The organism is Streptomyces sp. NPDC013157, from assembly GCF_042899865.1.
GTDB lineage: Bacteria > Actinomycetota > Actinomycetes > Streptomycetales > Streptomycetaceae > Streptomyces.
The window spans coordinates 187,446-212,678 of sequence record NZ_JBIBAK010000013.1; the positions used below are offsets into that span (position 1 = coordinate 187,446).

The 25,233-nt window shown below is 71.2% G+C and carries 24 protein-coding genes; 12 read left to right on the forward strand and 12 right to left on the reverse strand.

Going from position 1 to position 25,233, the window contains the following annotated elements; translation table 11 throughout:
- Window positions 1-11 precede the first annotated feature (11 nt).
- The 4 genes from ACFY6U_RS33545 (at window position 12) to ACFY6U_RS33560 (ending at window position 3,776) form a co-directional block, all read left to right on the forward strand.
- A complete protein-coding gene (locus ACFY6U_RS33545; protein WP_093508084.1) occupies window positions 12-251 on the forward strand; it encodes an SCO4848 family membrane protein in 240 nt (79 codons plus the stop codon).
- 28 nt (window positions 252-279) lie between these two features.
- A complete protein-coding gene (locus ACFY6U_RS33550; RefSeq protein WP_390044245.1) occupies window positions 280-1,602 on the forward strand; it encodes a metallophosphoesterase in 1,323 nt (440 codons plus the stop codon).
- A 210-nt stretch (window positions 1,603-1,812) separates the two neighbouring features.
- Complete coding sequence (locus ACFY6U_RS33555; RefSeq protein ID WP_390044247.1) at window positions 1,813-3,369, forward strand: ABC transporter substrate-binding protein; 1,557 nt, start codon at window positions 1,813-1,815, stop codon at window positions 3,367-3,369.
- A 5-nt stretch (window positions 3,370-3,374) separates the two neighbouring features.
- Window positions 3,375-3,776, forward strand: coding sequence for an ATP-binding protein (locus tag ACFY6U_RS33560; protein WP_351485388.1), 402 nt, complete (start codon window positions 3,375-3,377; stop codon window positions 3,774-3,776).
- A 163-nt stretch (window positions 3,777-3,939) separates the two neighbouring features.
- Here the strand turns inward: ACFY6U_RS33560 and ACFY6U_RS33565 are convergent, their stop codons facing one another.
- A complete protein-coding gene (locus tag ACFY6U_RS33565) occupies window positions 3,940-5,373 on the reverse strand; it encodes a sensor histidine kinase (RefSeq protein ID WP_390044249.1) in 1,434 nt (477 codons plus the stop codon).
- A complete protein-coding gene (locus tag ACFY6U_RS33570) occupies window positions 5,370-6,059 on the reverse strand; it encodes a response regulator transcription factor (RefSeq protein WP_390044251.1) in 690 nt (229 codons plus the stop codon). The genes ACFY6U_RS33565 and ACFY6U_RS33570 overlap by 4 nt, the downstream gene beginning before the upstream one ends.
- A 175-nt stretch (window positions 6,060-6,234) precedes the next feature.
- Here ACFY6U_RS33570 and ACFY6U_RS33575 point away from each other — a divergent pair, with 175 nt between their 5' ends.
- Window positions 6,235-8,643 (forward strand): MMPL family transporter, encoded by a 2,409-nt coding sequence (locus ACFY6U_RS33575; RefSeq protein WP_390044457.1) that lies wholly within the window; start codon window positions 6,235-6,237, stop codon window positions 8,641-8,643.
- On the opposite strand, the gene ACFY6U_RS33580 is transcribed toward ACFY6U_RS33575, so the two are convergent.
- The 9 genes from ACFY6U_RS33580 to ACFY6U_RS33620 form a co-directional block, all read right to left on the reverse strand.
- Complete coding sequence (locus tag ACFY6U_RS33580) at window positions 8,636-9,382, reverse strand: TetR family transcriptional regulator (protein ID WP_390044253.1); 747 nt, start codon at window positions 9,380-9,382, stop codon at window positions 8,636-8,638. The genes ACFY6U_RS33575 and ACFY6U_RS33580 overlap by 8 nt on opposite strands.
- Window positions 9,383-9,391: 9 nt before the next feature.
- Complete coding sequence (locus ACFY6U_RS33585; RefSeq protein ID WP_390044255.1) at window positions 9,392-9,886, reverse strand: thiol-disulfide oxidoreductase DCC family protein; 495 nt, start codon at window positions 9,884-9,886, stop codon at window positions 9,392-9,394.
- Window positions 9,883-10,290, reverse strand: a complete 408-nt coding sequence (locus ACFY6U_RS33590; RefSeq protein WP_351485382.1) for a hypothetical protein — start codon at window positions 10,288-10,290, stop codon at window positions 9,883-9,885. Before ACFY6U_RS33590 ends, ACFY6U_RS33585 begins: the two co-directional genes overlap by 4 nt.
- 94 nt (window positions 10,291-10,384) lie before the next feature.
- On the reverse strand, window positions 10,385-10,795 hold the full coding sequence (locus tag ACFY6U_RS33595) for a VOC family protein (RefSeq protein WP_390044257.1): 411 nt from the start codon (window positions 10,793-10,795) through the stop codon (window positions 10,385-10,387).
- Between the two features lie 130 nt (window positions 10,796-10,925).
- Window positions 10,926-11,705 (reverse strand): succinate dehydrogenase iron-sulfur subunit, encoded by a 780-nt coding sequence (locus tag ACFY6U_RS33600; protein WP_046729767.1) that lies wholly within the window; start codon window positions 11,703-11,705, stop codon window positions 10,926-10,928.
- On the reverse strand, window positions 11,705-13,459 hold the full coding sequence (gene sdhA, locus ACFY6U_RS33605) for a succinate dehydrogenase flavoprotein subunit (protein ID WP_390044259.1): 1,755 nt from the start codon (window positions 13,457-13,459) through the stop codon (window positions 11,705-11,707). The genes ACFY6U_RS33600 and sdhA overlap by 1 nt, the downstream gene beginning before the upstream one ends.
- A 19-nt stretch (window positions 13,460-13,478) precedes the next feature.
- A complete protein-coding gene (locus ACFY6U_RS33610; protein WP_390044261.1) occupies window positions 13,479-13,961 on the reverse strand; it encodes a succinate dehydrogenase hydrophobic membrane anchor subunit in 483 nt (160 codons plus the stop codon).
- Window positions 13,962-13,966: 5 nt separating this feature from the next.
- Window positions 13,967-14,347: a succinate dehydrogenase, cytochrome b556 subunit gene (gene sdhC, locus ACFY6U_RS33615; protein ID WP_071659649.1), complete on the reverse strand. Its 381-nt coding sequence runs from the start codon at window positions 14,345-14,347 to the stop codon at window positions 13,967-13,969.
- Window positions 14,348-14,539: 192 nt separating this feature from the next.
- Window positions 14,540-15,088, reverse strand: a complete 549-nt coding sequence (locus ACFY6U_RS33620) for a 2-oxo-4-hydroxy-4-carboxy-5-ureidoimidazoline decarboxylase (RefSeq protein WP_390044264.1) — start codon at window positions 15,086-15,088, stop codon at window positions 14,540-14,542.
- Between the two features lie 164 nt (window positions 15,089-15,252).
- On the opposite strand from ACFY6U_RS33620, the gene ACFY6U_RS33625 reads away from it, so the two are divergent.
- The 5 genes from ACFY6U_RS33625 to ACFY6U_RS33645 all read left to right on the forward strand — a co-directional run bounded on the left by ACFY6U_RS33625 (window position 15,253) and on the right by ACFY6U_RS33645 (window position 20,601).
- Window positions 15,253-16,926: a glycoside hydrolase family 20 protein gene (locus tag ACFY6U_RS33625; protein ID WP_390044266.1), complete on the forward strand. Its 1,674-nt coding sequence runs from the start codon at window positions 15,253-15,255 to the stop codon at window positions 16,924-16,926.
- A 106-nt stretch (window positions 16,927-17,032) separates the two neighbouring features.
- Window positions 17,033-17,800: a DUF4328 domain-containing protein gene (locus ACFY6U_RS33630; RefSeq protein ID WP_390044268.1), complete on the forward strand. Its 768-nt coding sequence runs from the start codon at window positions 17,033-17,035 to the stop codon at window positions 17,798-17,800.
- Between the two features lie 164 nt (window positions 17,801-17,964).
- On the forward strand, window positions 17,965-18,534 hold the full coding sequence (locus ACFY6U_RS33635; protein WP_390044269.1) for a hypothetical protein: 570 nt from the start codon (window positions 17,965-17,967) through the stop codon (window positions 18,532-18,534).
- Window positions 18,535-18,644: 110 nt separating this feature from the next.
- Window positions 18,645-19,040 carry a hypothetical protein gene (locus ACFY6U_RS33640; protein WP_390044271.1) on the forward strand — a complete coding sequence of 132 codons (396 nt, stop codon included), beginning with the start codon at window positions 18,645-18,647 and terminating at the stop codon, window positions 19,038-19,040.
- A gap of 88 nt (window positions 19,041-19,128) precedes the next feature.
- The gene (locus ACFY6U_RS33645) at window positions 19,129-20,601 is read left to right on the forward strand and encodes a DHA2 family efflux MFS transporter permease subunit (RefSeq protein ID WP_390044273.1); all 1,473 of its coding nucleotides are present in this window, start codon (window positions 19,129-19,131) and stop codon (window positions 20,599-20,601) included.
- 4 nt (window positions 20,602-20,605) lie between these two features.
- On the opposite strand, the gene ACFY6U_RS33650 is transcribed toward ACFY6U_RS33645, so the two are convergent.
- Window positions 20,606-22,882 (reverse strand): N-acetylmuramoyl-L-alanine amidase, encoded by a 2,277-nt coding sequence (locus tag ACFY6U_RS33650; RefSeq protein WP_390044275.1) that lies wholly within the window; start codon window positions 22,880-22,882, stop codon window positions 20,606-20,608.
- A gap of 555 nt (window positions 22,883-23,437) precedes the next feature.
- Here ACFY6U_RS33650 and ACFY6U_RS33655 point away from each other — a divergent pair.
- Complete coding sequence (locus tag ACFY6U_RS33655) at window positions 23,438-24,100, forward strand: RNA polymerase sigma factor (protein ID WP_390044277.1); 663 nt, start codon at window positions 23,438-23,440, stop codon at window positions 24,098-24,100.
- Window positions 24,100-25,152: a hypothetical protein gene (locus ACFY6U_RS33660; RefSeq protein ID WP_390044279.1), complete on the forward strand. Its 1,053-nt coding sequence runs from the start codon at window positions 24,100-24,102 to the stop codon at window positions 25,150-25,152. Before ACFY6U_RS33655 ends, ACFY6U_RS33660 begins: the two co-directional genes overlap by 1 nt.
- Window positions 25,153-25,233: the final 81 nt, after the last annotated feature.

The window sequence follows — 25,233 nt, forward strand, 5'->3', positions numbered from 1 at the left end:
ATACTGAGTCCATGAAGCTCAGCCGTCCGGTCTCCTGGTTCCTGCTCGCGTTCGGGGTGTGGAGCTGGTTCATCTGGATCACTTTCGTCAAAAACCTCGTCAAGGACGGCAGCGGGCTCGCCTTCGACAACGGGCATCCCACGGCGTATTTCTGGATCCACCTGACGCTGGCCGTCGTGTCCTTCGTATTGGGGACGGTCATCGGGGTCATCGGGTTGCGCGGAGTCCGCGCACTGCGCCGTACGTCATAGAGACCGGACAGGGAAGAGGCAGGGCAGGGTGATCGTCGTCTTCGGGCTCCTCGCCCTGGCCGTGGTGACGGCCCTGTACGGGTACCTGTGGCGCCGCCTGGTGCGCGACACCACGACCGGGTGGGGGTGGCCGCGCCGACTGGGCACGGCGCTGTTCGTCGCCGGACCGGTGGTGATGTTCACGGCCCTCTTCGCGGAGGTGGGCCACGCCCCGTTCGCCCTCCAGCGCACCCTGGCCTGGCCGGGCTTCCTGTGGATGGTCCTGTCCCTGTACCTGCTGCTGGCGGTGGTGGCGGGGGAGGCGCTGAGGCCTGTACTGAGCCGTCTCTTGAAGCGCCGGGACGCTGAGCGCCCCGCTTCGGAGCGCCCCGAACCGAAGCGCCCCGAAAGGGGCGCGGGGCTGCATCAATCAGCGGCTCCGCCGCGGAGCGCGCCCAGCCCCCACGACGCGCCACTGTCCGCACCGGCCGAACCACCCCTGAAACAACTCACCCGCACCGAAAGTCCCGCGCCCCCCACGGCCGCCCCCACCCGCCGCCTCTTCGTCTCCCGCGTCGTCGGCGGCGCAGCCGCCACCGCCGCCGCAGCCACCGTCGGCCTCGGCACCTACGGCGTCCTCCGCGGCCCAAGCGTGAAACGCGTCACAGTCCCCCTCGCCAAACTCCCCCGCACCGCCCACGGTTACCGCATCGCCGTGGTGAGCGACATCCACCTCGGCCCCATCCTCGGCCGCGGCTTCGCGCAGCGGGTCGTCGACACGATCAACGCCACCCAGCCCGACCTGATCGCGGTCGTCGGCGACCTCGTCGACGGCAGCGTGAAGGACCTCGGCCCCGCCGCCGCCCCCCTGGCCCAGCTCTCCGCCCGCCACGGCAGCTACTTCGTCACCGGCAACCACGAGTACTTCTCGGGCGCCCGGCAGTGGGTCGAGGAGGTCCGCACCCTGGGCCTGCACCCCCTGGAGAACGCCCGTACCGAACTCGCCCACTTCGACCTCGCCGGAGTGAACGACATCGCCGGCGAAAGCACAGGCCAGGGTCCTGATTTCGACCGCGCCCTGGCCGGCCGCGACCCGGCCCGCGCCTGCGTGCTCCTCGCCCACCAGCCCGTCCAGATCCACGAGGCCGTCCGCCACCACGTCGACCTCCAGCTCTCCGGCCACACCCACGGCGGCCAGCTCTGGCCCGGCAACTTCATCGCCGCGGCGGCCAACCCGACCGTCGCCGGCCTGGACCGTTACGGCGACACCCAGCTGTACGTCTCCCGGGGCGCCGGCGCCTGGGGTCCCCCGACCCGGGTGGGCGCCCCGTCGGACATCACGGTCATCGAACTCGCGTCGAAACAGGCCTGACCCGAACCGCCGCGCACACGCTGTGGAAGAGCTGTGAAATCCGGCGGAAACAAGCCATCGGTAAGTTCTTCCTCATCTAGTCAGATCACTCTTCCCCCACATGAAACTCCTGTGGTTAGGTGAGCCGCGTCACTTAGGGGAGTGACATCTGTGGAGGGCCTGGGTAGGGCCTGGAACGGACCCGTGCTGGTCCTGGGGAGGGCACCAACCATGCGATCTGTTCGCATGCGGATTCTCGTGACACTCGTCGTTCTGGCGGTCGTGGGAATCGGCGGCTGGCAGCTGCTGCCGTCGCAGGAGAACAAGAACAAGACGATCACCGTCGGCACGACCGACGCCGTCACCTCGCTCGACCCGGCCGGCGCCTACGACGCCGGTTCCTGGGCGTTGTTCAACAACGTCTTCCAGACGCTGCTCACCTTCGAGCCCGGCGGTGTCCAGCCGGTGCCGGACGCCGCCCAGAGCTGCGCGTTCACGGACTCCGGCCTCCTGACGTACCGCTGTGTGGTGCGTGACGGGATCACCTTCCCGAGCGGCCGGGCGATGACCGCCGAGGACGTGAAGTACTCCTTCGACCGGGTCAAGAAGATCAACTCGGATGTCGGGCCGGCCTCCCTGCTGTCGACGCTCGGCTCGGTGACCGCCTCCGGCAAGACCGTCACCTTCCACCTGTCGTCCGCGGACGCGACGTTTCCGTTCAAGCTGGCCACCGGCGCCGGCGCGATCGTCGACAAGGACAAGTACCCGGCGGACAAGCTGCGTACCGACGACTCGGTGGACGGCACCGGCCCGTACACCCTGACGTCGTACACGAAGGACAAGCAGGCGACCCTGCGGCCCTACGGCAGCTACAAGGGCGAGCTGAGCGGTACCGGCCGCCCCGTCGAGCTGCGCTACTACGCCGACTCGGCCAAGCTCGAGACCGCGTACAAGGCCAAGCAGGTCGACGTGGCGACCCGGACGCTGCCGCCCAGCATGGTCTCCAAGCTGTCGCCGAGCGACCGCGACCAGCGCGTCCTGGAGTCGGACAGCTCCGAGACCCGCAACCTGTACCTGAACACCCGCAAGAAGTCGCCCCTGCACGACGTGCTGGTCCGCCGGGCCATCGCCTGGCTGGTGAACCGCGAGGAACTGGCCTCGACCGTGTACGACGGCACGGTGGAGCCGCTGTACTCGCTGATCCCGAGCGGCCTCACCGGCCACACCACGTCCTTCTTCGACACCTACCCGACCCAGAGCGTCGCCAAGGCGAAGGCGCTCCTGGAGGAGGCCGGCGTCAGCACGCCCGTCGAGTTCACCTTCGGCTACGGCATCGGCCACGGCGCGGGCGCCGAGGAGGCCGCCGCGCTGAAGAAGCAGCTGGAGGCGGGTGGCCTGTTCAAGGTCGACGTCAAGGGTTACGAGTGGACCGACTTCCAGAAGTCGTGGGCCGAGGGGAAGATGGATGCCTGGGCGGTCGGCTGGGTCGCCGACTATCCCGACCCGGACACCTTCGGCTCCTCCCTGGTCGGCAGCGACTCCGTGATGAGCACCGGTTACAGCAACAAGGCCGTCGACGCCCTCCTCCGGAACAGCCAGCAGTACGCCGACCGCAGCAGGGCCGAGGAGGACTTCCGCACCGTCCAGACGGACGTGGCGAACGACGTCCCGCTGATTCCGCTGTGGCAGCGCACCGACTACGTCCTCAGCAGCGAGGACGTGGGGGGAGCCCAGTACCTCAACGACAGCACGGGCGTCTTCCGCCTGTGGAGTCTGAACTGGATCTGACGGGCGTGCTGAGACGCAACGCCTTCCGGCTGCCCCGGCACCCGGCGTCCGTCGGCCTGGCCCGGCACCGGGTCCGGGACCACCTGGCCGCGTGGGGCCACGGCCCGGACACCCCGGCGGTCGGCGACGCCCTGCTCCTCGTCTCCGAGCTGGCCACCAACGTCGTCCGCCACGGCCCCCTGCAGGAGCGGGAGTTCGAGGTCGCGGTGACCGCCCTGGCCGACGGCTCCTGCCTGATAGAGGTCTCGGACGAGGGGCGCGTGGAGCCCCGGCTGCGCATCGTCCGGGAGGACGACGAGACGGGCCGGGGCCTGCACCTGGTGGAGACGATCGCGGCGGCGTGGGGGGTGTGGAGCAGGGGAGCCCACGGCAAGACCGTGTGGGCGTTGATCTCGGTCGACCCGTAGCCGTTTGCGGCTGCGGCGCCGTCGCGGTTGCTCGCGCAGTTCCCCGCGCCCCCAAAAGAAGGGCGTTGCAGTGCGCGCCCCTTGGGGGCGCGGGGCTGTATTCGATGTGCGGCTGCCGCCGCGTGGGCGTGACCAGCCCCCCCCACGCACCCGCACCCGAAACTCATACCGATCGCAACGTAACCGTCACCGCCAGCCCCTCCCCAGGTGAGGTCCGCACCCGCACCTCACCCCCGTGCGCCTCCACCACCCCCTGCACGATCGCCATCCCCAGCCCGCTCCCCTCCGCGCTGCCCACCCGGAAGAAGCGGTCGAAGATCCGCCCCGCGTCCTCCTTCCCGAGCCCCGGCCCCTCGTCGGCCACGCACACCCGCACCACCCCGTCCGCCCGCTCCACCCCCAGCCGCACGGCGGCGTCACCGGGCGTGTGGACGCGCACGTTGGCCATCAGATTCCCCAGCACCTGCCGCAGCCCCGACTCGTCCGCCCGCACCAGCACCGCCCCGTCGGCGTCCACGGCCACCGGCCGCCCCGGCTGCTGCGCCCGCAGGTCCTCCGCCGCGTCCCGCACCAGCCGGCTCACGTCGACGTTCCGGAACCGGATCTCCGGCCGCTGGTCGAGCCGGGCGAGCAGCAGCAGTTCGTCCACGAGGCGGCCCATCCGGTCCACTTCGCCGTGCATCCGGTCCCAGGCCCGCCGCCGCTCCCCGGGCTCGCTCAGCATCCCCTTCTCGTACAGCTGGAGATAGCCGCGGATGGCGGCGAGCGGGGTGCGCAGCTCGTGCGAGGCGTCGGCGACGAACCGGCGCAGCTGGGCGGCGCTGCGCTCGCGGGTCCGGTACGCCGTCTCCACCTGGTGCAGCATGGCGTTGAGGGCCAGCCGCAGCTGCTCGACCTCCTCCGTCGGATGCTGGCTGGAGGGCACCCGCCGGGTCAGGTCGCCCTCGGCGATCGCCGACGACGTCTCCACCATGTCCTCCAGCGGCAGCAGCCGTTGCCGCACGCTGTACATGGTCAGGCAGCACAGCAGCGCGAGCAGCAGCGAGCCGACCGCGAAGTCGAGCTTGAGCGCCTTGGCTATGCCCTTGTGCAGCAGCTCGGTCGACTGGGCCAGCAGGATGTAGGGGCCGTCGGCGAGCCGGGTCGCCGTCACCCGGTAGGACGCGCCGTGCACGTCGATGTCGTGCGGGTCGGGCGCGGCGGCGAGGGCTTGCGGGTCGGACACGGCCGCGGCGAGGGCGCGCTGGGCCTCGGTCGGCTTCATGGCGAAGAGGGAGATCGCGTCGCCGTTGGTGTCGATGACCGCGAAGATCGAGTCCGGGGTCGGGTCGGACTCGGCGGGGGTGATCCGCTCGCGGATCACGCCGAGCGCGCTCAGCGAGTCGACCTGCCGCAGGGTCAGTCCCGAACTCCCCAGGGACGTCCGCGTCTTGAGCAGTTCGGAGTCCACCTGGTCGAGCAGGTACAGCCGCATGCCCATGATGCTCACGATGGCCGCGACCACGATGCCGACGGCCAGCAGCCCGACGTTGGCCAGGGTGAGCTTGCCGCGCAGCGAGTGCAGTCCGTGCCGGTGCCGGCGCTTGCCGAGGTTCATGTCAGGCCGTACCCGACGCCCCGCCGGGTGGTGATCACCGGCGCGCCCAGGGCGTCGAGCTTGCGCCGCAGGTAGCTGATGTAGGTCTCCACGACGGTCGACTCGGACGGTATGTGCTCGTACTGCCAGACGTGCCTGAGCAGTTGCTCCTTCGGCACGATCCGGCCGCCGTTGCGCACCAGGAAGCGCAGCAGCGCGTACTCGGTCGGGGTCAGCTCGACCGTGCGGCCGGCGCGGTGCACCGAGTACGTCGTCTCGTCCAGCTCCAGGTCGCCGTAGCGCAGCGGCGGGCGCTGCTGGATGACGTCCGCCGGGCGGATGCGGCGCAGCACGGCGCCGATCCTGGCGACGACCTCGTCGATGTTGAACGGCTTGGTGATGTAGTCGTCGCCGTAGCCGAGCGCCCCGACTATCTCGGCGGGCGCGTCCCGCGCGGTCAGGAACACCAGCGCCAGGTCCGGCTGCCGGGCACGCAGTTCCCGCGCCAGCGCCCGCCCGTCGCCGTCCGGCAGCATCACGTCGAGCAGGGCCGCGTCCGGCCGGGTGCGCTCGGCCAGCGCGAGGGCTTCCCGGACCGTGCCGGCCGTCATCACCTCGAACCGGTGGTAGCGCAGGGCGATGGCGAGGACGTCCGCGATGCTCGGCTCGTCCTCCACGATCAGCACGGTGCTGCCTGGAGCCGTCATGCCCCCAGTATCGGCGCCGCCGCCGACAGCCGGGGGCGCGCAGCTTTGGAGTTCCTTGAGAGTCATGCGCGCCCCGTGTCCCGGCGCGCGGCCCGCTGCCGATCCTGTTGCCCAGGACCTGGGGGACCGACCGACCGAAGTGATCTACGACAAGGAGCTGTTGAGCGTGACGGCATTGGCACGGTGGTGCTATCGGCACCGGCTGGTGGTCCTGTTGCTGTGGGTGGGGGCACTCGTCGGCGTGGGCTTCTCGGCCTCGACGGCGGGCACGAACTACGCGAACGTCTTCTCCCTCCCCGACACGGACTCCAAGACCGCGTACGACCTGATGCAGAAGGCCTTCCCGAACACCTCGGGTGACACGGACACCGTGGTGTGGAAGGTCGACAACGGCTCGGTGACGGACAAGGCGGTCCAGGGCCGCGTCCAGCCGGCCCTCGACAAGATCGCCAAGCTGCCCGGCGTGGGCGCGGTCACCAGCCCCTACGCCGGGGCCCGGGGATCGGCGCAGATCAGCAAGGACGGCACGATCGCCTACGCCCAGCTGACCTTCACCAAGCGGGCGAACGAAATCCCCAAGGAGCAGGTGCAGAAGGTCCTGGACACCGCCCAGGACGCCGAACGGGCCGGACTCCAGGTCGAGTTGGGCGGGCAGGCCATCCAGCGCGTCCAGGAGCCGCCGCAGGGCCTCTCCGAGATGGTCGGCATCGTCGCCGCGGCCGTCGTGCTGTTCCTCGCCTTCGGTTCGTTCTTCGCGATGACCCTGCCCATCGCGATCGCCGTCTTCGGCGTCGGCATGGGCCTGTTCTCCACCCAGCTGCTCAGCCACACCACCGACATCCCCGACATCGCCCCGCTGCTCGCCTCCCTGATCGGCCTCGGCGTCGGCATCGACTACGCGCTGTTCATCGTGACCCGGCACCGGCGCGGCATCCTGCGCGGCATGGACCCGGAGGAGTCGGCGGTCACCGCCCTCAACACCTCCGGCCGGGCGGTGCTGTTCGCGGGCGGCACGGTCTGCATCGCGCTGGCCGGCATGCTGGTCACCCGGCTGCACTTCCTGGACGGCGTGGTCATCGGCACCTCCCTCACGGTCGTCCTCAGCGTCCTCGCGGCCACCACCCTCCTCCCGGCCCTGCTCGGCTTCCTCGGCCCGCGCGTCCTCAGCCGCCGCCAGCGCCGCCGGCTGGCCGCGCAGGGCCCGGAGCCGGAGAAGGCGAGCGGCCTGGCGGCCCGCTGGTCGGCGAACGTGGAGAAGCGCCCGCGCCGCATCGCCGCGCTCGCCGTGGTCGTCATGGCCGTGCTGGCCATCCCGGTCCTCTCCCTGCGCCTCGGCGCCACCGACCAGGGCAACGACGACGCGTCCACGACCACCAGGAAGGCCTACGACCTGCTCGCCGAGGGCTTCGGTCCCGGCTTCAACGGCCCCCTCCAGGTGGTCAGCGTCGGCGGCGACACGGCGAAGCTGGTCCAGGGCCTGCGGTCGACCCCGGGCGTCGCCCAGGTGGCCGAGCTGCCCCCGTCGCAGGGCGTCACGGTCATCCAGGTGGTCCCGACCACCTCCCCGCAGTCCAAGGAGACGGACGACCTCATCGACACCCTGCGCGGCCGGGTGATCCCGAAGGCGGGCGCGGAGGCCCACGTGGGCGGTGTGACGGCGGTGTCGAAGGACTTCGCCTCCGTCACCGGCGACCGTCTGCCCCTCTTCATCGCGACGATCATCGGCCTGGGCTTCCTGCTGCTCCTGGTCGCCTTCCGCTCCCTGGTCGTCCCGCTGACGGCCGCCGTGATGAACCTGATCGCGGCGGCGGCCTCCTTCGGCGTCCTGGTGGCGGTCTTCCAGTGGGGCTGGGGCCTGGATCTGCTGGGCCTCGGCAAGGAGGGCCCGATCAACGCGTTCCTGCCGGTCATCATGCTCTCCCTGCTCTTCGGCCTCTCCATGGACTACCAGGTGTTCCTGGTGAGCCGGATGCACGAGGAGTGGGTGCACACCAAGGACAACGCGCGGGCGGTCCGGGTGGGCCTCGCGGAGACCAGCCGCGTCATCAACTCCGCGGCCCTGATCATGGTCTGCGTCTTCCTGGCCTTCGTCCTGAGCGGCGACTCGGGCGCGGCGATGGCGGGCGTGGGCCTGGCGGCCGCGGTCGCCCTGGACGCCTTCATCCTCCGTACGGCCCTGGTCCCGGCGGCGATGCACCTGCTCGGCAGGTCCAACTGGTGGCTGCCGGCCTGGCTGGACGAGCGGCTCCCGCACCTCGCGGTGGAACCCCAGGAGCCGGCGGCTCCTGAGCCGGCCGCTCCCAGCGGTGCGGCCACGGCGATCCACGGCTTCGTCCGCACGCCCGAGGGCGACCCGGTGGAGGACGCCTCGGTCACCCTGATGTCCAAGGGCGGCCGCCAACTGGACCGCGTGACGTCCCTGGCGGACGGCTCGTACATCGTCTCGGTCCCGGCGCCGGGGGCCTACCTGCTGGCGGTGACGTCCGCGTCGTACGGCTCGAAGGCCCGGCACGTGACGGTGGTGGAGGGGCCGCTGGTGTACGACGTGGAGCTGACCGGGGACGAGGTGGACGCGGTCAACTAGCCGAGCCCCTGGCCCTGCCCCCGGGATCCGGCAGTACCCGCGTCATCCCCGGCAGGAAGTCCGTGAACAGCTCGTGCACCTCGAGCACGAGCGGCCGCAGGACCCGGAACCGCGCGAGCAGCACGCCTCGCGCGGTCAGCCGGGCCCCCCGCTCGGCCAGCCGGTAGCTCCGCTCCCGCCCCTCGGTCCGGTCGAAGATCCAGTACAGGACCAGCCCCATCTGCGAGAGCCACATCAACTCGGGCAGTACGTCCCGCAGTTCGGGGGCGACCTTCGTCTTCGCGCCCGCCAGCACCTCGCGGTGCACCCGGATCGCCTCCTCGCGCGCGTGCTCGCTCTCCGGGGAGAAGGGGCTGAGCGGGCTGTCGGGGTCGGCGGCGTTCTTGAAGAAGTGGACCGCGAACTCGTGGTACGGCCGGGCGATGTCCAGCCACACCTTGAGCACGCCCGCGAGCCGCGCCTCCAGGTCGGTCTCCTTGTCCAGGACCTCGCGGACCGCCACCCGGTGCTCGGCGGCGAGCTGGTCGTAGAAGCCCTGGATCAGGTGTTCCTTGCCGGCGAAGTAGTAGTACGCGTTGCCGACGGAGACCCCGGCCTCGGTGGCGATGGCCCGCATCGTGGTCTTCTCGTAGCCCCGCTCCCGGAACAGGCGCATCGCCGTCTCCAGGATCAGCGCGCGGGTCTGCTCGGACTTGCTCTGGGCAGCGGCCTCGACGGGACCGTCGTTCTTCGCGGACACGGACAGAGCCTAACGAGTGGCGCAGACGCCGCCGGCACAGCCCGGAGGGTTGAAGATCCACCCGATGCCGGGTTCGTACACCCATCCGTCCTCCCGCCGGAAGGTCTTCCCGTTCCCCAGCCCGCCCCGCCACCAGGCGGCGGCGAGCACCGCGCCCCGCGCCAGCCGGGCCCCGGCCGGCGTGCTCAGCCGGTGGGCGAGCGGCCGCTGCTCCCGCAGGGCCCAGAGCACCACGATCCACGCGGCGGTGTCCCGGTAGACCTGTCCCGAGTCGGCGACGACGGTGACCTCGTCGAGGGTGGCCGAGTGGTCGAGGTCCGGGAAGCGGGTCCGGGCCTCGGGCGAGCCCGCCGGGACCAGCTCCAGCGGCACCAGCTGCGGCTGGCGTCCGAGCCAGTCGCGCAGGTGGGTGCAGAGGGTGCACTCGGCGTCGTAGAGGACGGTGAGTCCGCGGACCGGGACGCGCACGGCGCCCCGGTCGTCGGTCGCGGTCACGGTGCTCACGCCCCGGCCGCCGGAGCGGTCCAGCCCTGCGGCGGGACCGGCGGGAACTGCTCCTTCTCCATGATTCCGCGGCGCCTGATCCGGTTGAGCACGTAGACGTTGCCGAGGTGCATCACGCCGAGCACCAGCAGTACGACCCCGAGCTTGGCGGACAGTGCCTCGAAGATGCCCCGGGTGTCCTCGATCGTGTCGCTGGTGTGCAGGTAGAGCGCGACGAAGCCGAGGTTGACGAGGTAGAAGCCGACGACCAGGAGGTGGTTGACGGCGTCGGCGAGCTGCTCGTTGCCGTGCAGGACGTCGGAGAGGAAGATCCGCCCGTTGCGGCTGAGCGTGCGCGCCACCCAGATGGTCAGACCGATGCTGACGAGCAGGTAGATGACGTAGGCGATGACCGTGCGGTCCATGCCCCACCCCTTCTTGAACGCGTTCAAAACGCTGACGGGGATGACTGTAGACCTAGTTTTGAACACGTTCAACTCGGTTGCGGAGCGACCCCGTTCACGCGCGCCGCGCCAGCTCCGGCCGCTTGCTGTAGTCCGTGAAGCCGATGATGTTCCCCCAGGGGTCGGCGACCTCGACGGTCCAGCCGGTGGCCACGGAGAACGGCTCGTCGAGCACGGCGACCCCGGCCTCCTTGAGCCGCCTGGCCGCGCCCCGCGCGTCCGGCACCTCCAGCCACACGCGCGGCGACCCCCACACCGCCGGCCGGTGCCCCAGCCCCTCCTCGGTCCGCAGCAGGATCCCGGGCGTCTCGCCCCCGACCTTCAGCAGGGCGATCCCGCCCTCGTCGAAGCGGAACCCCACCGTGAACCCGGCCCGCTCGTAGAAGGCGACGGCGTCCGCGAGTCTCCCGACGGGCATCACCACGTTGTCGAACCCGAGCAGTTCGTACGATTCGTCATCTGACATACCGTCAGGTTAGAACCGCTCATCCGCACCGGTGGACGACACGCGGAAGGACCGCGCCGGGCAAAAGGCGAGGGGCCGTTCCTTCCGCGGTGCGGAAGGAACGGCCCCTCGGGGGGTTTCCGGCGTCCGGTCAGAAGCGGCGCGTGATCAGCGCTCGCTTCACCTCCTGGATCGCCTTGGTGACCTCGATGCCGCGCGGGCAGGCGTCCGTGCAGTTGAAGGTCGTGCGGCAGCGCCAGACGCCGTCGCGGTCGTTGAGGATCTCCAGGCGCTGCTCGCCGGCCTCGTCACGCGAGTCGAAGATGAAGCGGTGCGCGTTGACGATGGCGGCCGGGCCGAAGTACTGGCCGTCGTTCCAGAAGACCGGGCACGAGGACGTGCAGGCCGCGCAGAGGATGCACTTCGTGGTGTCGTCGAAGCGCTCGCGGTCCTCGGCGGACTGGAGACGCTCGCGCGTGGGCTCGTTCGTGTCCTTCGTGATGAGGAAGGGCATGACGTCCCGGTACGCCTGGAAGAACGGCTCCATGTCGACGACCAGGTCCTTCAGGACCGTCAGGCCCTTGATGGGCTCGACCGTGATCGGCTTCTCGGGGTTGATGTCCTTGATGAGGGTCTTGCAGGCAAGACGGTTCTTGCCGTTGATCCGCATCGCGTCCGAGCCGCAGATGCCGTGCGCACAGGAACGGCGGAAGGTCAGCGTGCCGTCGACGTCCCACTTGATCTTGTGGAGGCCGTCGAGGACGCGCTCCTTCGGGTCGATCTCCAGCTGGAAGTCTTCCCAGACCGCGTCCGCGGAGACCTCCGGGTTGAAGCGGCGGACCCGGAAGGTGACCGTGATGTACGGGGAGTCGGCGAAGCCGGGCTCGGGCTGGCCGGCCGCGTCCGCCTTGTCCAGAACGGGGGTTGCCATCAGTACTTACGCTCCATCGGCTGGTAGCGGGTCTGGACGACCGGCTTGTAATCGAGACGGATGGACTCGGCGCCGTCGTCGCCCACCTCGCGGTACGCCATGGTGTGGCGCATGAAGTTGACGTCGTCGCGGTTGGGGTAGTCCTCGCGGTAGTGACCGCCGCGGGACTCCTTGCGGGCCAGCGCGGAGACCGCCATGACCTCGGCGAGGTCGAGCAGGTTGCCGAGCTCGATGGCCTCCAGCAGGTCCGTGTTGAACCGCTTGCCCTTGTCCTGGATCGAGACGTTCTTGTAGCGCTCGCGCAGCTCCGCGATCTTCTCGACCGCCGTCTTGATCGTCTGCTCGGTGCGGAACACCATGACGTTGGCGTCCATGGTCTCCTGCAGCTCCCGGCGGAGCGTGGCGACCCGCTCGTTGCCCGTCGAGGAGCGCAGCCGCTCGATCTGGGAGACGACGAGCTCGGCCGGGTTCTCCGGGAGTTCCACGTACTCGTGACCGTGCGCGTACTCGGCGGCCGCGATGCCCGCCCGACGGCCGAACACGTTGATGTCCAGGAGCGAGTTGGTGCCGAGGCGGTTGGCGCCGTGCACCGACACACAGGCGACCTCGCCGGCCGCGTACAGGCCCGGGACGACCGTGGTGTTGTCCGAGAGGACCTCGCCCTCGACGTTGGTCGGGATGCCGCCCATCGCGTAGTGCGCGGTCGGCTGGATCGGGATCGGGTCCGTGTACGGCTCGATGCCCAGGTACGTGCGCGCGAACTCCGTGATGTCCGGGAGCTTCGCGTCCAGCTGCTCCGGCGGGAGGTGGGTGAGGTCGAGGTAGACGTGGTCGCCCTCGGGACCGCAGCCGCGGCCCTCGCGGATCTCCGTGTAGATGGAGCGGGAGACGACGTCACGGGACGCGAGGTCCTTCATGACCGGCGCGTACTTCTCCATGAAGCGCTCGCCGTCCTTGTTGCGGAGGATGCCGCCCTCACCGCGGGCGCCCTCCGTCAGCAGGATGCCCATGCGCCAGATGCCGGTCGGGTGGAACTGGAAGAACTCCATGTCCTCCAGCGGCAGGCCCCGGCGGTAGACCGCCGCCTGGCCGTCGCCCGTCAGGGTGTGCGCGTTGGACGTCACCTTGAAGAACTTGCCGGTGCCGCCGGAGGCGTAGATGACGGCCTTCGCCTGGAAGACGTGGATCTCACCGGTGGCCAGCTCGTACGCGACGACGCCCGCCGACTTCTTGACGCCGTCTTCCTCGGTCATCAGCTGGTCGAGGACGTAGAACTCGTTGAAGAACTCCACGCCCTCCTTCACGCAGTTCTGGTACAGCGTCTGGAGGATCATGTGGCCGGTGCGGTCGGCCGCGTAGCAGGACCGGCGGACCGGCGCCTCGCCGTGGTTGCGGCTGTGACCGCCGAAGCGGCGCTGGTCGATGGTGCCGTTCGGCGTCCGGTTGAACGGCAGGCCCATCTTCTCCAGGTCGAGGACGGCGTCGATGGCCTCCTTCGCCAGGATCTCGGCGGCGTCCTGGTCGACCAGGTAGTCACCGCCCTTGACCGTGTCGAAGGTGTGCCACTCCCAGTTGTCCTCCTCCACGTTGGCGAGCGCGGCGGCCATGCCGCCCTGCGCGGCGCCCGTGTGGGAGCGGGTGGGGTAGAGCTTGGTCAGGACCGCGGTGCGGCTGCGCTTCGTCGACTCGATGGCCGCGCGCATGCCGGCGCCGCCGGCGCCCACGATGACGGTGTCGTACTTGTGGATCTTCATGATTCTCGCAGCCCCGTGCCTAGCGGATGTTCGGGTCGAAGGTGAAGATCACCAGCGAGCCCAGCAGGATGGTGAACACCGTGGCCGTGTAGAGCAGGCCCTTGAGCCACAGCCGGGTGTTCGCGCGCTCCGCGTAGTCGTTGATGATCGTGCGCAGGCCGTTCGCGCCGTGCAGCATCGCGAGCCAGAGCATCAGCAGGTCCCAGACCTGCCAGAAGGGGCTCGCCCAGCGGCCGGCCACGAAGGCGAAGCCGATCTTCGACACGCCGCCGTCGAGCACCAGCTGGATCAGCAGGTGGCCGAGGACCAGGACGACCAGCACGACACCGGACAGGCGCATGAACAGCCAGGCGGCCATCTCGAAGTTGCCGCGGGTGGAGCGCGGGGTCTTCTTGGTGCGCTTGCGCGGGGCCTCGATGAGGGGGGCCGGGTTGTCGACGTTGAAGAGGGGCGCGCCCTCGACGGGGCCGACGCCGGCTGCGGTGGTTTCAGTGGTCGACATCTGCGTCAGCTCCCGAACAGGACACGAGCGGCGTGGCCGAGAACGGGGTAAACGGCCCCGGCCATCAGGACGACCCAGACACCGACGACCGTCCAGAGCATCTGCTTCTGGTAGCGCGGGCCCTTCGACCAGAAGTCGACGGCGATGACACGCAGGCCGTTGAGCGCGTGGAAGAGGATGGCGGCCACGAGGCCGTACTCCAGCAATGCGACGATCGGCGTCTTGTACGTGGCTACGACCTTGTCGTAGTCCTCGGGGGAGACGCGGACGAGAGCGGTGTCCAGCACGTGAACGAACAGGAAGAAGAAAATGAGGACGCCGGTGACTCGGTGAGCCACCCAGGACCACATTCCTTCCCGGCCGCGGTACAGCGTTCCAGCCGGCACGGAAGTCCCTCCGGGAGCGGGGTATCGGGGCCGCGCCGGCTTGTGGGTGTCGGTCGGGCCCGGCCGGGTACGGTCCACCGGCCCCCAGCATCGTAGCGAGGCGCCACCGCTGGGCTTACGCCGGGCCTACCGGTGTGATCAAAGTGGCACGCGTATGGGTTAGCCGGGCGGAGTCCGGGGTGGGTTGTCCTGTTATTTGCCGGGTGCGGGAGCGTTGGGGCTGGTCGCGCAGTTCCCCGCGCCCCTGAGGAGTTGCAGCAGACGTCCCCGTGCAAGGCGCCGGAGCTCCTCCGCCGTCACGATCCGTTCCTCCTCCGGATCGTTTGTCAAACGTGACCGGATGCCTTCCAGGACGTGGTCCAGGGATTCCGTGGGCGGCGTGTCGCCCAGGTGGATCACGAACACGTGTCCGAACTTGGCCTCGTAGGCCGCGTGTGCCGCCGTCAGGGCCGTGTGGGCCGCCGAGTACGTGTCCTCGGGCAGCTCCGGGAGGCACTCGCCCGCCAGGGCCTCCGAGAGGTCCTCCGGGGACAGGTCGTACGCCGCCTCGTCCGCCGCGGCCAGGAGGGACTCCACGTCGGGGTAGGGACGGTGGTCGGCGATGCGGCGGGACCAGCGCACACTGTGCAGGCAGTGCAGGAGCAGCGCGCCGGCCTCGTCGTCGGGGGCGGCGTTGAAGGCGTCCAGCGGGGTGGGGAGATGGGGCAGGCGGTGGGCGGGCAGCGTGGGTCCTCGCGTCACATGCGGTGCGGCAGGGGTGGCAGGGGATGCTGTGAGAGATGTGTCGTCGACGTTATCGAGGACGTTCACGGTGTGTCCGTTGGTTGCCTGAATTTCACCCGAACGGGAGAGTTTCAGATTGCGTCGATGACGGCTGTGCGGCGGGTGCGTCGTAGGTTGTAGCCGTGAGCCAGCACAGGCGCAGGCCGTCGACACGGCAGTTCGCGCGGAGGCGGGCGGTGGTGGTCGCCGCGGCCTTCGCGGGGACCGTCGCGCTCGGAACGGGTATCGGAGTATGGGCCTCCTCGGGCGGCGACGGCGGGAACACCCCCGGAGCGGCCCGGCAGCCCTCCGGAAGCGACCGGGGGGCCTCGTCCGGCGCACGCTCCGGGGCGCCGACCCCCACTCCCACGCCCACCCGCAGCTACCCCCTCTCCCAGGCCCCCCGCACCATCCCGGCCGTCCGCTCACACACCGCGGCCCGCGGCCCCGGCTGGCGCCCTCGGCAGGGCGGCCGGGTCGTGGTGAGCAACGCGGCGCTGGCCGACGAGGGGCGGCTGACCGCGGGCGAGCTGGGGCTGGCGTACGCCGGGCAGAAGGGCGCGAACGACGACGTCCGGCCGGGCGACCTGCGGCTCGACCTCGGCGGCAGCGGGGACCCGGAGTCGTACACCATGACCGTGCGCGGCGGGTCGGTCCGGATCAGTGGGCCCGGGGACGTGGGCGTCTTCTACGGCACCCGGACCCTCAAGCAGGAGGTGCACGGCGGCGGTACGGCCCCGGAGGGGGTGGTGCGGGACCAGCCGGCCAAGCCGCAGCGCGGGTTCATGCTGGACATCGCGCGCAAGCCGTTCACCGCGGGCTGGATAGAGGCCCGGATACGAGAACTCGGCGATCTGAAGTTCAACGAACTCGGGCTGCACTTCTCCGACGACCAGGGCTTCCGGATCGAGTCCGACACCCACCCCGAGATCGTCTCCCGGGACCACCTGACCAAGGCCCAGGTGAAGGAGATCGTCGCGCTCGCCGCCGCCCGGCACATCCAGGTCGTACCGGAGATCGACTCGCCGGGACACCTCGGCGCCGTCCTCGCCGCCCACCCGGAGCTGCAGCTGCGCAACGCGCAGGGCGTCGCCACCAGGGGCGCCATCGACATCTCCAAGGACGCCTCGGCGAAGCTCGTCGACGACCTGCTCGACGAGTACGCCGGCCTGTTCCCCGGCTCCTACTGGAACCTCGGCGGCGACGAGTACCAGGCCCTGACCGTCGCGAACCCGCAGGCCTCCTACCCGCAGCTCGCGGCCGCCGCCCAGCGGGAGTACGGCTCCGGCGCCACCGTCGCCGACCTCACCACCGGCTGGCTGAACGCCCGCGCCGACACCGTCCGCGCCCACGAACGCACCATGCGGGCCTGGAACGACGGCTTCCTCCGGGGCGCCTCCGTGCAGCCCGCCGACGACCTCCAGGTCGCCTACTGGACCGGCAAGGAGATCGGTGCCCGGCAGCCCGTGGAGTACCTGAGGGCGGGCCGCAAGGTCCTCAACTACAACGACGAGTACCTGTACTACGTCCTCGGCGAGCCCAACACCTTCGTCTATCCGACCGGAGAGCGCATCTACGAGCGGTGGATCCCGCGCATGCTGCGCGGCACCTCGGCCGTGGCCGCGCGGTACGAACCCCAGGTCCTCGGCGGCTCCTTCGCCGTCTGGTGCGACCTCGCGAACTCCCAGACCCAGGACCAGGTGGCGGCCGGCATCCGGATGCCGCTGCGGGCCACCATCGAGAAGCTCTGGGACCCGGAGACCACCCCGGCGATGTCCTGGACGGACTTCAAGGCGCTCGCGAACCGCCTGGGCTGATACGGGAACAACGGTGGACGTGCGGCGGTGACGGGCCGTATGTTCCGCATTCCGCGCGCGGGCCAGGGGAGGGTTCCGTGCACTGCCGCGTCCCGGGGGAACCGTCTTGATCTGCGCCCGTTGCCACCACTTCGCCGCCGCGCCCGGCGCCACCCTGTGCCACCGCTGCCTCGGCGACTCGCCCGAGCCGGCCCCGGCCTTCGGCAGCACGCCGGGGCTGTGGCTGCGCTCCCCCGTGGGTCTCGGCTGGGCCGCCGCCGTACTGCTCGGGGCGGTCGTCGCCGCCGACCTCTTCGCCGTCTGGGCGGACGTCCTGCAGTACGACGCCACGGGCGCCCTGGCCGACGGCGAGACCGGCGCTGCCGCGTTCCGCCGGGCCGACCGCGCCGACGAGCTGCTGGGTGTGGCCGCCGGTGCCCAGGCCGTCTCGCTGGTCGCCTGCGTGATCGTCTACCTGTGCTGGTTCCAGCGGGTGCGGGCCAACGCCCAGGTCTTCGACCCGCTCGGGCACCGCAAGTCGCCGGGCTGGGCGATCGGCGGCTGGTTCGTGCCGGTCGTCAACCTCTGGTACCCGCGCCGGATCACCCTCGACATCTGGGACGCCAGCAGCCCCTGGGGTACGACCCGTTCGCACACGCTGGTCAACACCTGGTGGGCGCTGTGGCTCGCCTCGCTGTTCGCCGACCGTGCCGGGGCGACCGGCTACGGCGACGAGGCCGAGGGCGCGGCCCAGGTCCACGACGGCGCCCTGCGGTTGATCCTCTCGGACTCCCTCGACATCGCCGCCGCCGTCCTCGCGATCCTCCTCGTCCTGCGGCTGACCCGCATGCAGCACGAGAAGGCGATGGCGGGCACCGCTCCGGCCGCGTTCTGAGTCACGGCCGCACGTCTGCCGTTGGCCGAAAAGCCTTTCTTCGGACTCCTCCTGATCCCGGGTGTCCTGGCTGTGTGACACTGCCGTACCGTCGCACGCAGTTAGGGAAAGTACGAGCTCCGTGCAAGTGGGCCTTGGTATGTACCGTTTCTGGGAGGCGTGGGATGAGCCTGGTGGAGCTGATCGCTCAGGCCGATGAACGCGGACTGGCAGCCAGCGGACTGGCTTGTTTGGATCGGTGCGTGCCGCTGCTGGGCGGGGACGACCTGGTGCTGCGGCCGCTGTGGGCGAGCCTCGCCGACGGCTCCGACTGGAGCGCGGGACTGGAGAAGGCGCGCGGCTCGCTCGGCGCCGGCGACGAGAGCGGCAGGAGCGCGGGCGGGCAGGCCGACGAAGCCGAGGAGCTCGCCCGGCGGATGCTCGACGCCGCGCCCGTGTCGCAGGAGGCCGCGGGCGTCCGCCTGTGGGCCGACGCCTGTTCCGTCGCCTCGCTGCAGATCCACCGGCTCCTCGACCCCGCCGAGGACGCGGCACCCTCGGTCGACACCCGCCGCGAGGGCGGTACCGAGGGCATGTCCCCGCTGGTCGCCGCCGAACTGCGCCGCCAGGTCACGGTGCTGGAACTGCTCGCGGGGCACGGCGCGGCCGGGCTGCGCCGGGCGCTGGACGTCTCCACCGAGGGCCGCCGGGTGCTGCGCGCGGTGGTGTCGCGGCGGGCCCGCGGGCTGGGGTGAACCATTGGTGAGGGCGGTGCGCGGGTCCTGCGCCGGTAGCGGGAACACCCCCGGATCCGGGTGACGAATCCGCCGCCCACCTCGCTGTTCCCTGTGTGACAGCCCACTACGTGACACCTCGCCATGGGACCGCGCAGCAGCAGACCAGGCCGCACGCCGCCGCCAGACCGGCCCGGTGGGCCGCGGACGCGGTCGCCGTGATGCGCGAGGGCGCCCGGGTCCGGCTCGACTACTCGGCGCAGAGCCTGTGGCGGGTCGACCGCATGATCGAGGAGATACGCCGGGAGGATGCGCCCTACGACGCGGTGCGGGAGACGCTGCGCGGTCTCGGGGCCTACGCCGGTGAGGTGATCGTCCGTCACACCGGCGCCGAGTGGTGGTCGTCCGGCGGCGACCACTGGATCCGCACCCCCGACGGCCGGCTCTGGGACCCGATCGACGAGGCCCGGTGCTGCTACGGCGGCAGCGGTTCGCTGCGGCTGCTGTGCCGGGACGCCCTGGGGTAGCGGGCGGGGCGGCGCGCGGCTCGGCAAAAACACGGTAATAAGAGACGCGGGCGTTCCCAACTGGCCGGAGGCGGAGCACGATTGCCCCATGGCCGACAATCGACGCTGGTGGGCTCTGGTCGTCATCGCACTGGCCCAGCTGATGGTCGTGCTCGACATGACCATCGTCAACATCGCGCTCCCCTCCGCCCAGGTCGCTCTGCACATGTCCGACGGCAACCGGCAGTGGGTGATCACCGCCTACACCCTCGCCTTCGGCGGACTGCTGCTGCTCGGCGGCCGGATCGCCGACCTGGCCGGACGCCGGGTGGCGTTCATGACCGGCCTGGTCGGCTTCGCGGCCGCCTCCGCGCTCGGCGGGGCCGCGGCGAACCAGGGGATGCTGTTCGGGGCGCGGGCGCTGCAGGGCGTGTTCGCCGCGCTGCTCGCGCCGGCCGCGCTGTCGCTGCTCGCGACGACGTTCACCGACCCGAAGGACCGAGGGAAGGCGTTCGGCATCTTCGGCGCCATCATCGGCGCGGGCGCGGCGGTCGGGCTGCTCGCGGGCGGCTTCCTCACCCAGTACCTGGACTGGCGCTGGTGCCTGTACGTCAACGTGCCGATCGCGCTGGTCGCCTTCGCCGGCGCCTGGGCGCTGCTGCCCGGCGGCGGCCGCCACCCCGACTCCCGCCTCGACGTCCCCGGCGCCCTGCTCGGCTCGGCCGGCATGCTCTCCCTGGTCTACGGCTTCTCCGAGGCGGAGTCCCGGAGCTGGACCGACGGCCTGGTCCTCGCGCTCCTGATCGGCGGGGTCGCGCTGCTCGGCCTCTTCGGCTACTGGCAGACCCGCGCCCCGGTCCCGCTGCTCCCGATGACCGTCGTACGCGACCGGCAGCGCATCGGCGCGTTCCTCACCGTGCTGCTGGTGACCGTCGGCATGTTCGGCGTCTTCCTCTTCCTGACGTACTACATGCAACGCGTCCTCGGCTACTCGCCGGTGAAGACCGGCGTCGCCTATCTCCCCATCACCGTCGGCATGGTCACCGGCTCGACCCAGATCGCCGCCCGGCTGCTGCACCGGGTCCCGCCCCGCGTGCTGATCGTGCCCGGGCTGCTGCTGGCGGCCGGAGCGCTGGCGCTGATAGCCCAGGTCGGGGTCGAACCGGCGTACGCCTCGCACATCCTGCCCGGCATGCTGATGCTCGGCCTCGGCATGGGCACGGCGATGATGACCTCCGTCTCCCTGGCCACCGGCAACGTCGCCCCGCGCGACTCGGGCGCGGCCTCGGCCACCTTCAACACCGCCCAGCAGGTGGGCGGTTCGATCGGCACGGCACTCCTCAACACCATCGCGGCGAGCGTCACCACCCGGTACGCCACCGCCCATGCCGCGAGCATCCCGAACCGGGCGCTGCTGGAGGCGAAGGCCGCCGTGCACGGCTTCAACGTGGCCACCTGGTGGGCGATGGCCGCACTGCTGCTGGGTGCCCTGATCGCCGGGGTGGTCGTGAACGCGGACCGGGCGCCCACCCCGCAGACAGCGCAGGAGCGGGCGCCCGAACCGGTGGACTCGGCTGCCTGAAGGACTACTTGATGTAGACCAGGCCGTCCGTCGTGACCGTCGGGCGGCCGCTGGTGCCGACCACCACGACCTTCACGGTGTGCTTGGCACTGCTCGACCAGGTCCTGGTCCAGATCGCCTGGCGGTACGAGGTCGTCGTGGACTTCAGGTCGACGGTCGCGACCTTGGCGCCGTCGACGTACACGTACGCCTGACCCGAGGTGGACGCGCGGCTGACCACCCAGGAGGCGGACCGGCCGGTGAAGGTCCAGCTCAGGCTCGCGCCCTTGGAACCGCTGGAGTACGACTTGCCGCCCAGGTAGCTGGTGGACGAACGGGTCGTCCAGCTCCCGGACCTGGCGGCCGAGGTCTCCTGCAGGATCACCGGGGTGAAGGAGGGGGACGAGGTGCGGGTGTTGCCCGCGTAGTCGGACGCCTTCATCGACCAGGTGGACGCGGTGCCGGGCTTGGCGGTGCGGCTGGAGCTGGTGGTGGTCGGGCCGAAGGCGGCCGTCGTCGGGGACAGCAGGCTCGCCGACTTCAGGGCCGCGTTGTCGGCGGCCTTCCAGCCGAGGGTGACCGGGACCGCGGTGGTGCTGACGGTGCCGGTGCGCAGGGAGAGCTTCGGCGCGGTGGTGAAGGTGGGCGCGGTGGTGTCGGTGACGACGGTCAGTGCCGCGGTCGTCGTGGTCTTGCCGGACTGGTGCACGGCCCGGACGGCGACGGTGTGGCTGCCCGCGGCGAGCGTGGCGCTCGCCGAGGTCGCCGTACCGGAGGCGGTGGCCGCCACCTTGCCGTCCACCAGCACCTCGAACGTCGAGATCAGCGCACCGGGCGTGGTCGTCGACCACTTCGCCGTGACCGCGCCCCTGGCGTAGTACGTCGAGCCGGACGGGCTCGCACCCGACAGCGAGATGAGCTTCAGGCCCTGCACCGGGCCGGCCGCCCAGGCGCGGACGGTCGGCAGCTGGGGGTAGAGCGAGTTGCCGGGGCACTGGGTGTTGTAGCCGTCGCGGTGACCGGAGATCCGGTTGAAGGTGTACGCGGTGCCCGAAGTGAAGCTGGTGCCGAAGTAGTTGGTCTGGGTCGCGCCCGCCGTGAGCTTGACGGTACCGGCCGGGTCGGCGCCGTACTGGCCTAGCTTCCAGGCCGCGAGACGGGCGATCGACGTCAGGGCCGCGTCCGTGGCACCGGCCGAGGTGTAGTCACCGAGCACGGCGATACCGGCCGACTCCCGGTTCCAGCCGTAGGTGTGCGCGCCGAGCACCGGCAGGCCGACACCGCCCTTGCGGCCCTCGAAGATCGTGCCGCACTTGTCGACCAGGAAGTTGTAGCCGATGTCGTTCCAGTGCTCGGTCTGCGTGTGGTACGCGTAGATGCCCCGCACGATCGCCGGGGATTCCGCGCACGTGTAGTCGTTGGTGCCGTCCGTGTGGTGGACGAAGACGGCCTTCACGTCCGTGTTGTAGTCCGACGGGTCGGGGCTCAGCGACTCGTCGGCGCCCCAGCCGGCCCGCGAGACGATCGGTGGCCCGGGCACCGTGGACGGGGGCGCAGTGGGGGTGATGGAGGCCGACGGGCTCGCGGACGCGCTGTCCGTCCCGGTGGGGGAAGGGGAGGCGCTCGGCGGGGCCGAGTCGGTGGCCGGCCCGGAGTCGGTCGGCGTCACGGACCCGGTGGGCGACGCGGAGTCCGCGGGGGAAGCCGAGTCGGCCGGGGACACGGAGTCACCGGGCGAGGCGGAATCCGTGGGTGACGCGCTGTCGCCCGGGGTGCCGTCCGCCACGAACGCGGCCGGTTCCGCCTCGGTCTCCGCGGCGGTCGCCACGCCGGGGTCGACCAGGTTCACCTGGAGCCCCTTCGGCAGACCGGCGGCGGAGCCGTCCTCGTGGACGACCTGGACCTGGACGCCGTCGGAGGGCCCCACCCACAGCGGCTCGGACGCGCCGCGCGCGTCGGGGCCGGCCTCCGGGTCCTCCAGCGGGTCGGCCGCCTCCAGATCGTGCCAGGCGGTCCACTCACCGCTCTCGACGCTCCGGGTGCGCACCTGCGCCGTGCCGTGCAGCCGCTTCGCCGCTCCCGTCCAGGAGACGCCGAGCAGTGAGAACTGCCCGGTGCCGGTGCGCGGCAGCTCCCGAGTGCCGTTCGTGGTGCCCTTCAGCGCCAGGTCGTAGACCTTCACCGGCCGCCTGGCCTGCCCGCCGGCCCCGTGGCCGGAGGACGGGCTGGCAACCGCGTACGTCACCACACCCCCGCCGCCCAGGACCACCGCGCCGAGCGTCAGCCACGCCCGTCGTCTCATGCTCAACGGTCTGTACGCACGCTTCCCGCGTGGACTCACTCGTCCCCACCCCTAGGAAAGAACCATCACTGTCACGCCTTACACACCTGTCGCACAGGTAACGCTTAGAGACAGCGTCCGGTCCTGACCAAACGTCACTCGCCGCCCGTCGGCGTCGTCGACGACCCGCGAGAAAAGGGGAATTGGGGGCCGCGCAGGCGCGTGAACAGGCCGAGGGCGCAGCACCGAAGCAACGGCCGGGGCCGCCACCCCCCACAGGAGAGGCCCCGGCCGTCGCGCGGCACGGGCCGCGCGGCGGCCCGTACTGTGTTCAGCGCCATGAGTGCGTTTTCTGTCACACCCGAGGGCGTCACGAGTTAGTTGCACTCTGTACGGACGTGGACGGCGAGCGGTTTCAAGTCGTAACGTGCAGTTCGCGCCGGGCCGCGGAGGACGCATGACCACCGCAACGATCTGCGGTCCCGAACACCGCAACGATCAATCGATGAACCACGACGGCGAGAACCACGACCGCGAGAGCGGCGCCGGTTCAGGCCCAAAGTAGGGAACACACGGGTGCTGGGGGACGACGCGGAGTTGACCGCCGCGGTACGTGCTGCACAGGACGGGGACGAGACCGCGTTCCGCATCGTCTATCGCGCGGTGCAGCCCCGCCTGCTCGGATACGTCCGCACGCTGGTCGGCGATCCGGACGCCGAGGACGTCGCCTCCGAGGCCTGGCTGCAGATCGCCCGGGACCTCGACCGGTTCAGCGGTGACGCGGACCGGTTCCGCGGCTGGGCCGCCAGGATCGCCCGCAACCGCGCCCTCGACCACATACGGATGCGCGGCCGCCGCCCCGCGATCGGCGGCGACGAGACGGAACTGACCGGCCGGGCCGCCGAGTCGGACACCGCCGGCGAGGCCATCGAGGCGCTGGCCACCGACTCCACCCTCTCCCTCATCGCCCGGCTGCCGCAGGACCAGGCCGAGGCCGTCGTCCTCAGGGTCGTCATGGGCCTCGACGCCAAGACCGCCGCCGAGACCCTCGGCAAGCGCGCCGGCGCGGTACGGACGGCGGCCCATCGGGGGTTGAAGAAACTCGCGGAACTGCTCGGGGCCGACCCCGAGGCGGCAGGCGTCCTCGACGCGCTGCCGCCCCAGCGAGAACCGAACGCTCGTGCGGTGACGTCCGCGAGTGTGACGCATACGCGTTCGCGGACGCAGAAGGACATGTGATGGCCGACGAGCAGTACAAGTGGCTGAACCGGGTGACGGCGGAACGCCTGCTGCGCGGTGAGCCGCTCGAAGCTGTCGACGCCACCGCCCGTGACCAGGCAGAACGCCTCGCCGACACGCTCGGCGCGCTCTCCGCGCGGGCCACGCCGGCCGCCGCCGAACTCCCCGGTGAGGAAGCCGCGGTGGCTGCCTTCCGCAAAGCGCGCGAATCCGCCGAGGACGCACGGACCGCCGTGGCCGCGCGGACCGGTGCCGCCGCGTGGCCGGGCAGGGGCGCGCGGGACGCCGACGCGGGCCTCTTCCGTATCGGCGCAGGCTCCCGGCCGGCCCGGGCCCCGGGCTGGGCCCGCCCCGCACGGCTCGGCCTCGCCGCCGCGCTGACCGTCGGCATGCTCGGCGGGGTCGCGGTGGCCGCGGGCACCGGGGTGCTGCCGACGCCGTTCGACGACAACCACCCCGGACCGGCCGCCTCCGTCTCGGCCGCCGGGACCCCCGCACGCCCGCAGGGCTCGCAGTCGCCCGAGTCGCTGCTCGGCGGCGAGACCCGGACGCCGTCCTCCGACGCCACGTCCGGCGGCTCCGGGCAGCCCTCGCCCGACCCGTCCGGCAGGTCGAAGAACCGGGACACGGGGTCGGCCGGCATCCCGTCCGGCGGGTGGAGCGGTGCGCTGACGTCCTGCCGCGCGATCCGGAACGGCAAGTCCCTGGGCGCCGACCGCAGGAGTGCTCTGGAGGGACTGGCGGGCGGCGCCGGCCGGGTGGACAAGTTCTGCAAGGCCGTCCTCAGGGACGGGCTGAACGGCAGGGACGGCGTCTCCGGCGACGGCAAGGGCGGCGACAGCGGCCAGGGCGGCCAGAACGACGGCCAGGGCGACAACAGCGGCCCGGGAGGCGACGACGAGGTCCGGCCGGGCACCGGCGGCGGCAAGGGCGACGGCTGGGGCAACGACCACCACCAGGACGGCGTGGCCACACCCGCCCCGACCGCCTTCACGCCCCTGCGGCCCAACCGGCCCGCCACCTCGCCCAGCCCCACGTACAGCGCACTCTGACCTTTGCGCACCGCTGTGACCTGCGTTTTTAAAAGTCCCTGAACTTTTTTCCCGCAGGGTGTGACGTTTTCGGCGGCGGTG

Coding starts and splice junctions, on each gene's coding strand:
- ACFY6U_RS33565 (WP_390044249.1), bottom strand. CDS start 5,373: ATGAACCTCGGCAAGCGCCGGCACCGGCACGGACTGCACTCGCTGCGC.
- ACFY6U_RS33555 (WP_390044247.1), top strand. CDS start 1,813: ATGCGATCTGTTCGCATGCGGATTCTCGTGACACTCGTCGTTCTGGCG.
- ACFY6U_RS33650 (WP_390044275.1), bottom strand. CDS start 22,882: ATGAGACGACGGGCGTGGCTGACGCTCGGCGCGGTGGTCCTGGGCGGC.
- ACFY6U_RS33570 (WP_390044251.1), bottom strand. CDS start 6,059: ATGACGGCTCCAGGCAGCACCGTGCTGATCGTGGAGGACGAGCCGAGC.
- sdhA (WP_390044259.1), bottom strand. CDS start 13,459: ATGAAGATCCACAAGTACGACACCGTCATCGTGGGCGCCGGCGGCGCC.
- ACFY6U_RS33645 (WP_390044273.1), top strand. CDS start 19,129: ATGGCCGACAATCGACGCTGGTGGGCTCTGGTCGTCATCGCACTGGCC.
- ACFY6U_RS33635 (WP_390044269.1), top strand. CDS start 17,965: ATGAGCCTGGTGGAGCTGATCGCTCAGGCCGATGAACGCGGACTGGCA.
- ACFY6U_RS33590 (WP_351485382.1), bottom strand. CDS start 10,290: ATGGACCGCACGGTCATCGCCTACGTCATCTACCTGCTCGTCAGCATC.
- ACFY6U_RS33660 (WP_390044279.1), top strand. CDS start 24,100: ATGGCCGACGAGCAGTACAAGTGGCTGAACCGGGTGACGGCGGAACGC.
- ACFY6U_RS33545 (WP_093508084.1), top strand. CDS start 12: ATGAAGCTCAGCCGTCCGGTCTCCTGGTTCCTGCTCGCGTTCGGGGTG.
- ACFY6U_RS33595 (WP_390044257.1), bottom strand. CDS start 10,795: ATGTCAGATGACGAATCGTACGAACTGCTCGGGTTCGACAACGTGGTG.
- ACFY6U_RS33600 (WP_046729767.1), bottom strand. CDS start 11,705: ATGGCAACCCCCGTTCTGGACAAGGCGGACGCGGCCGGCCAGCCCGAG.
- ACFY6U_RS33610 (WP_390044261.1), bottom strand. CDS start 13,961: ATGTCGACCACTGAAACCACCGCAGCCGGCGTCGGCCCCGTCGAGGGC.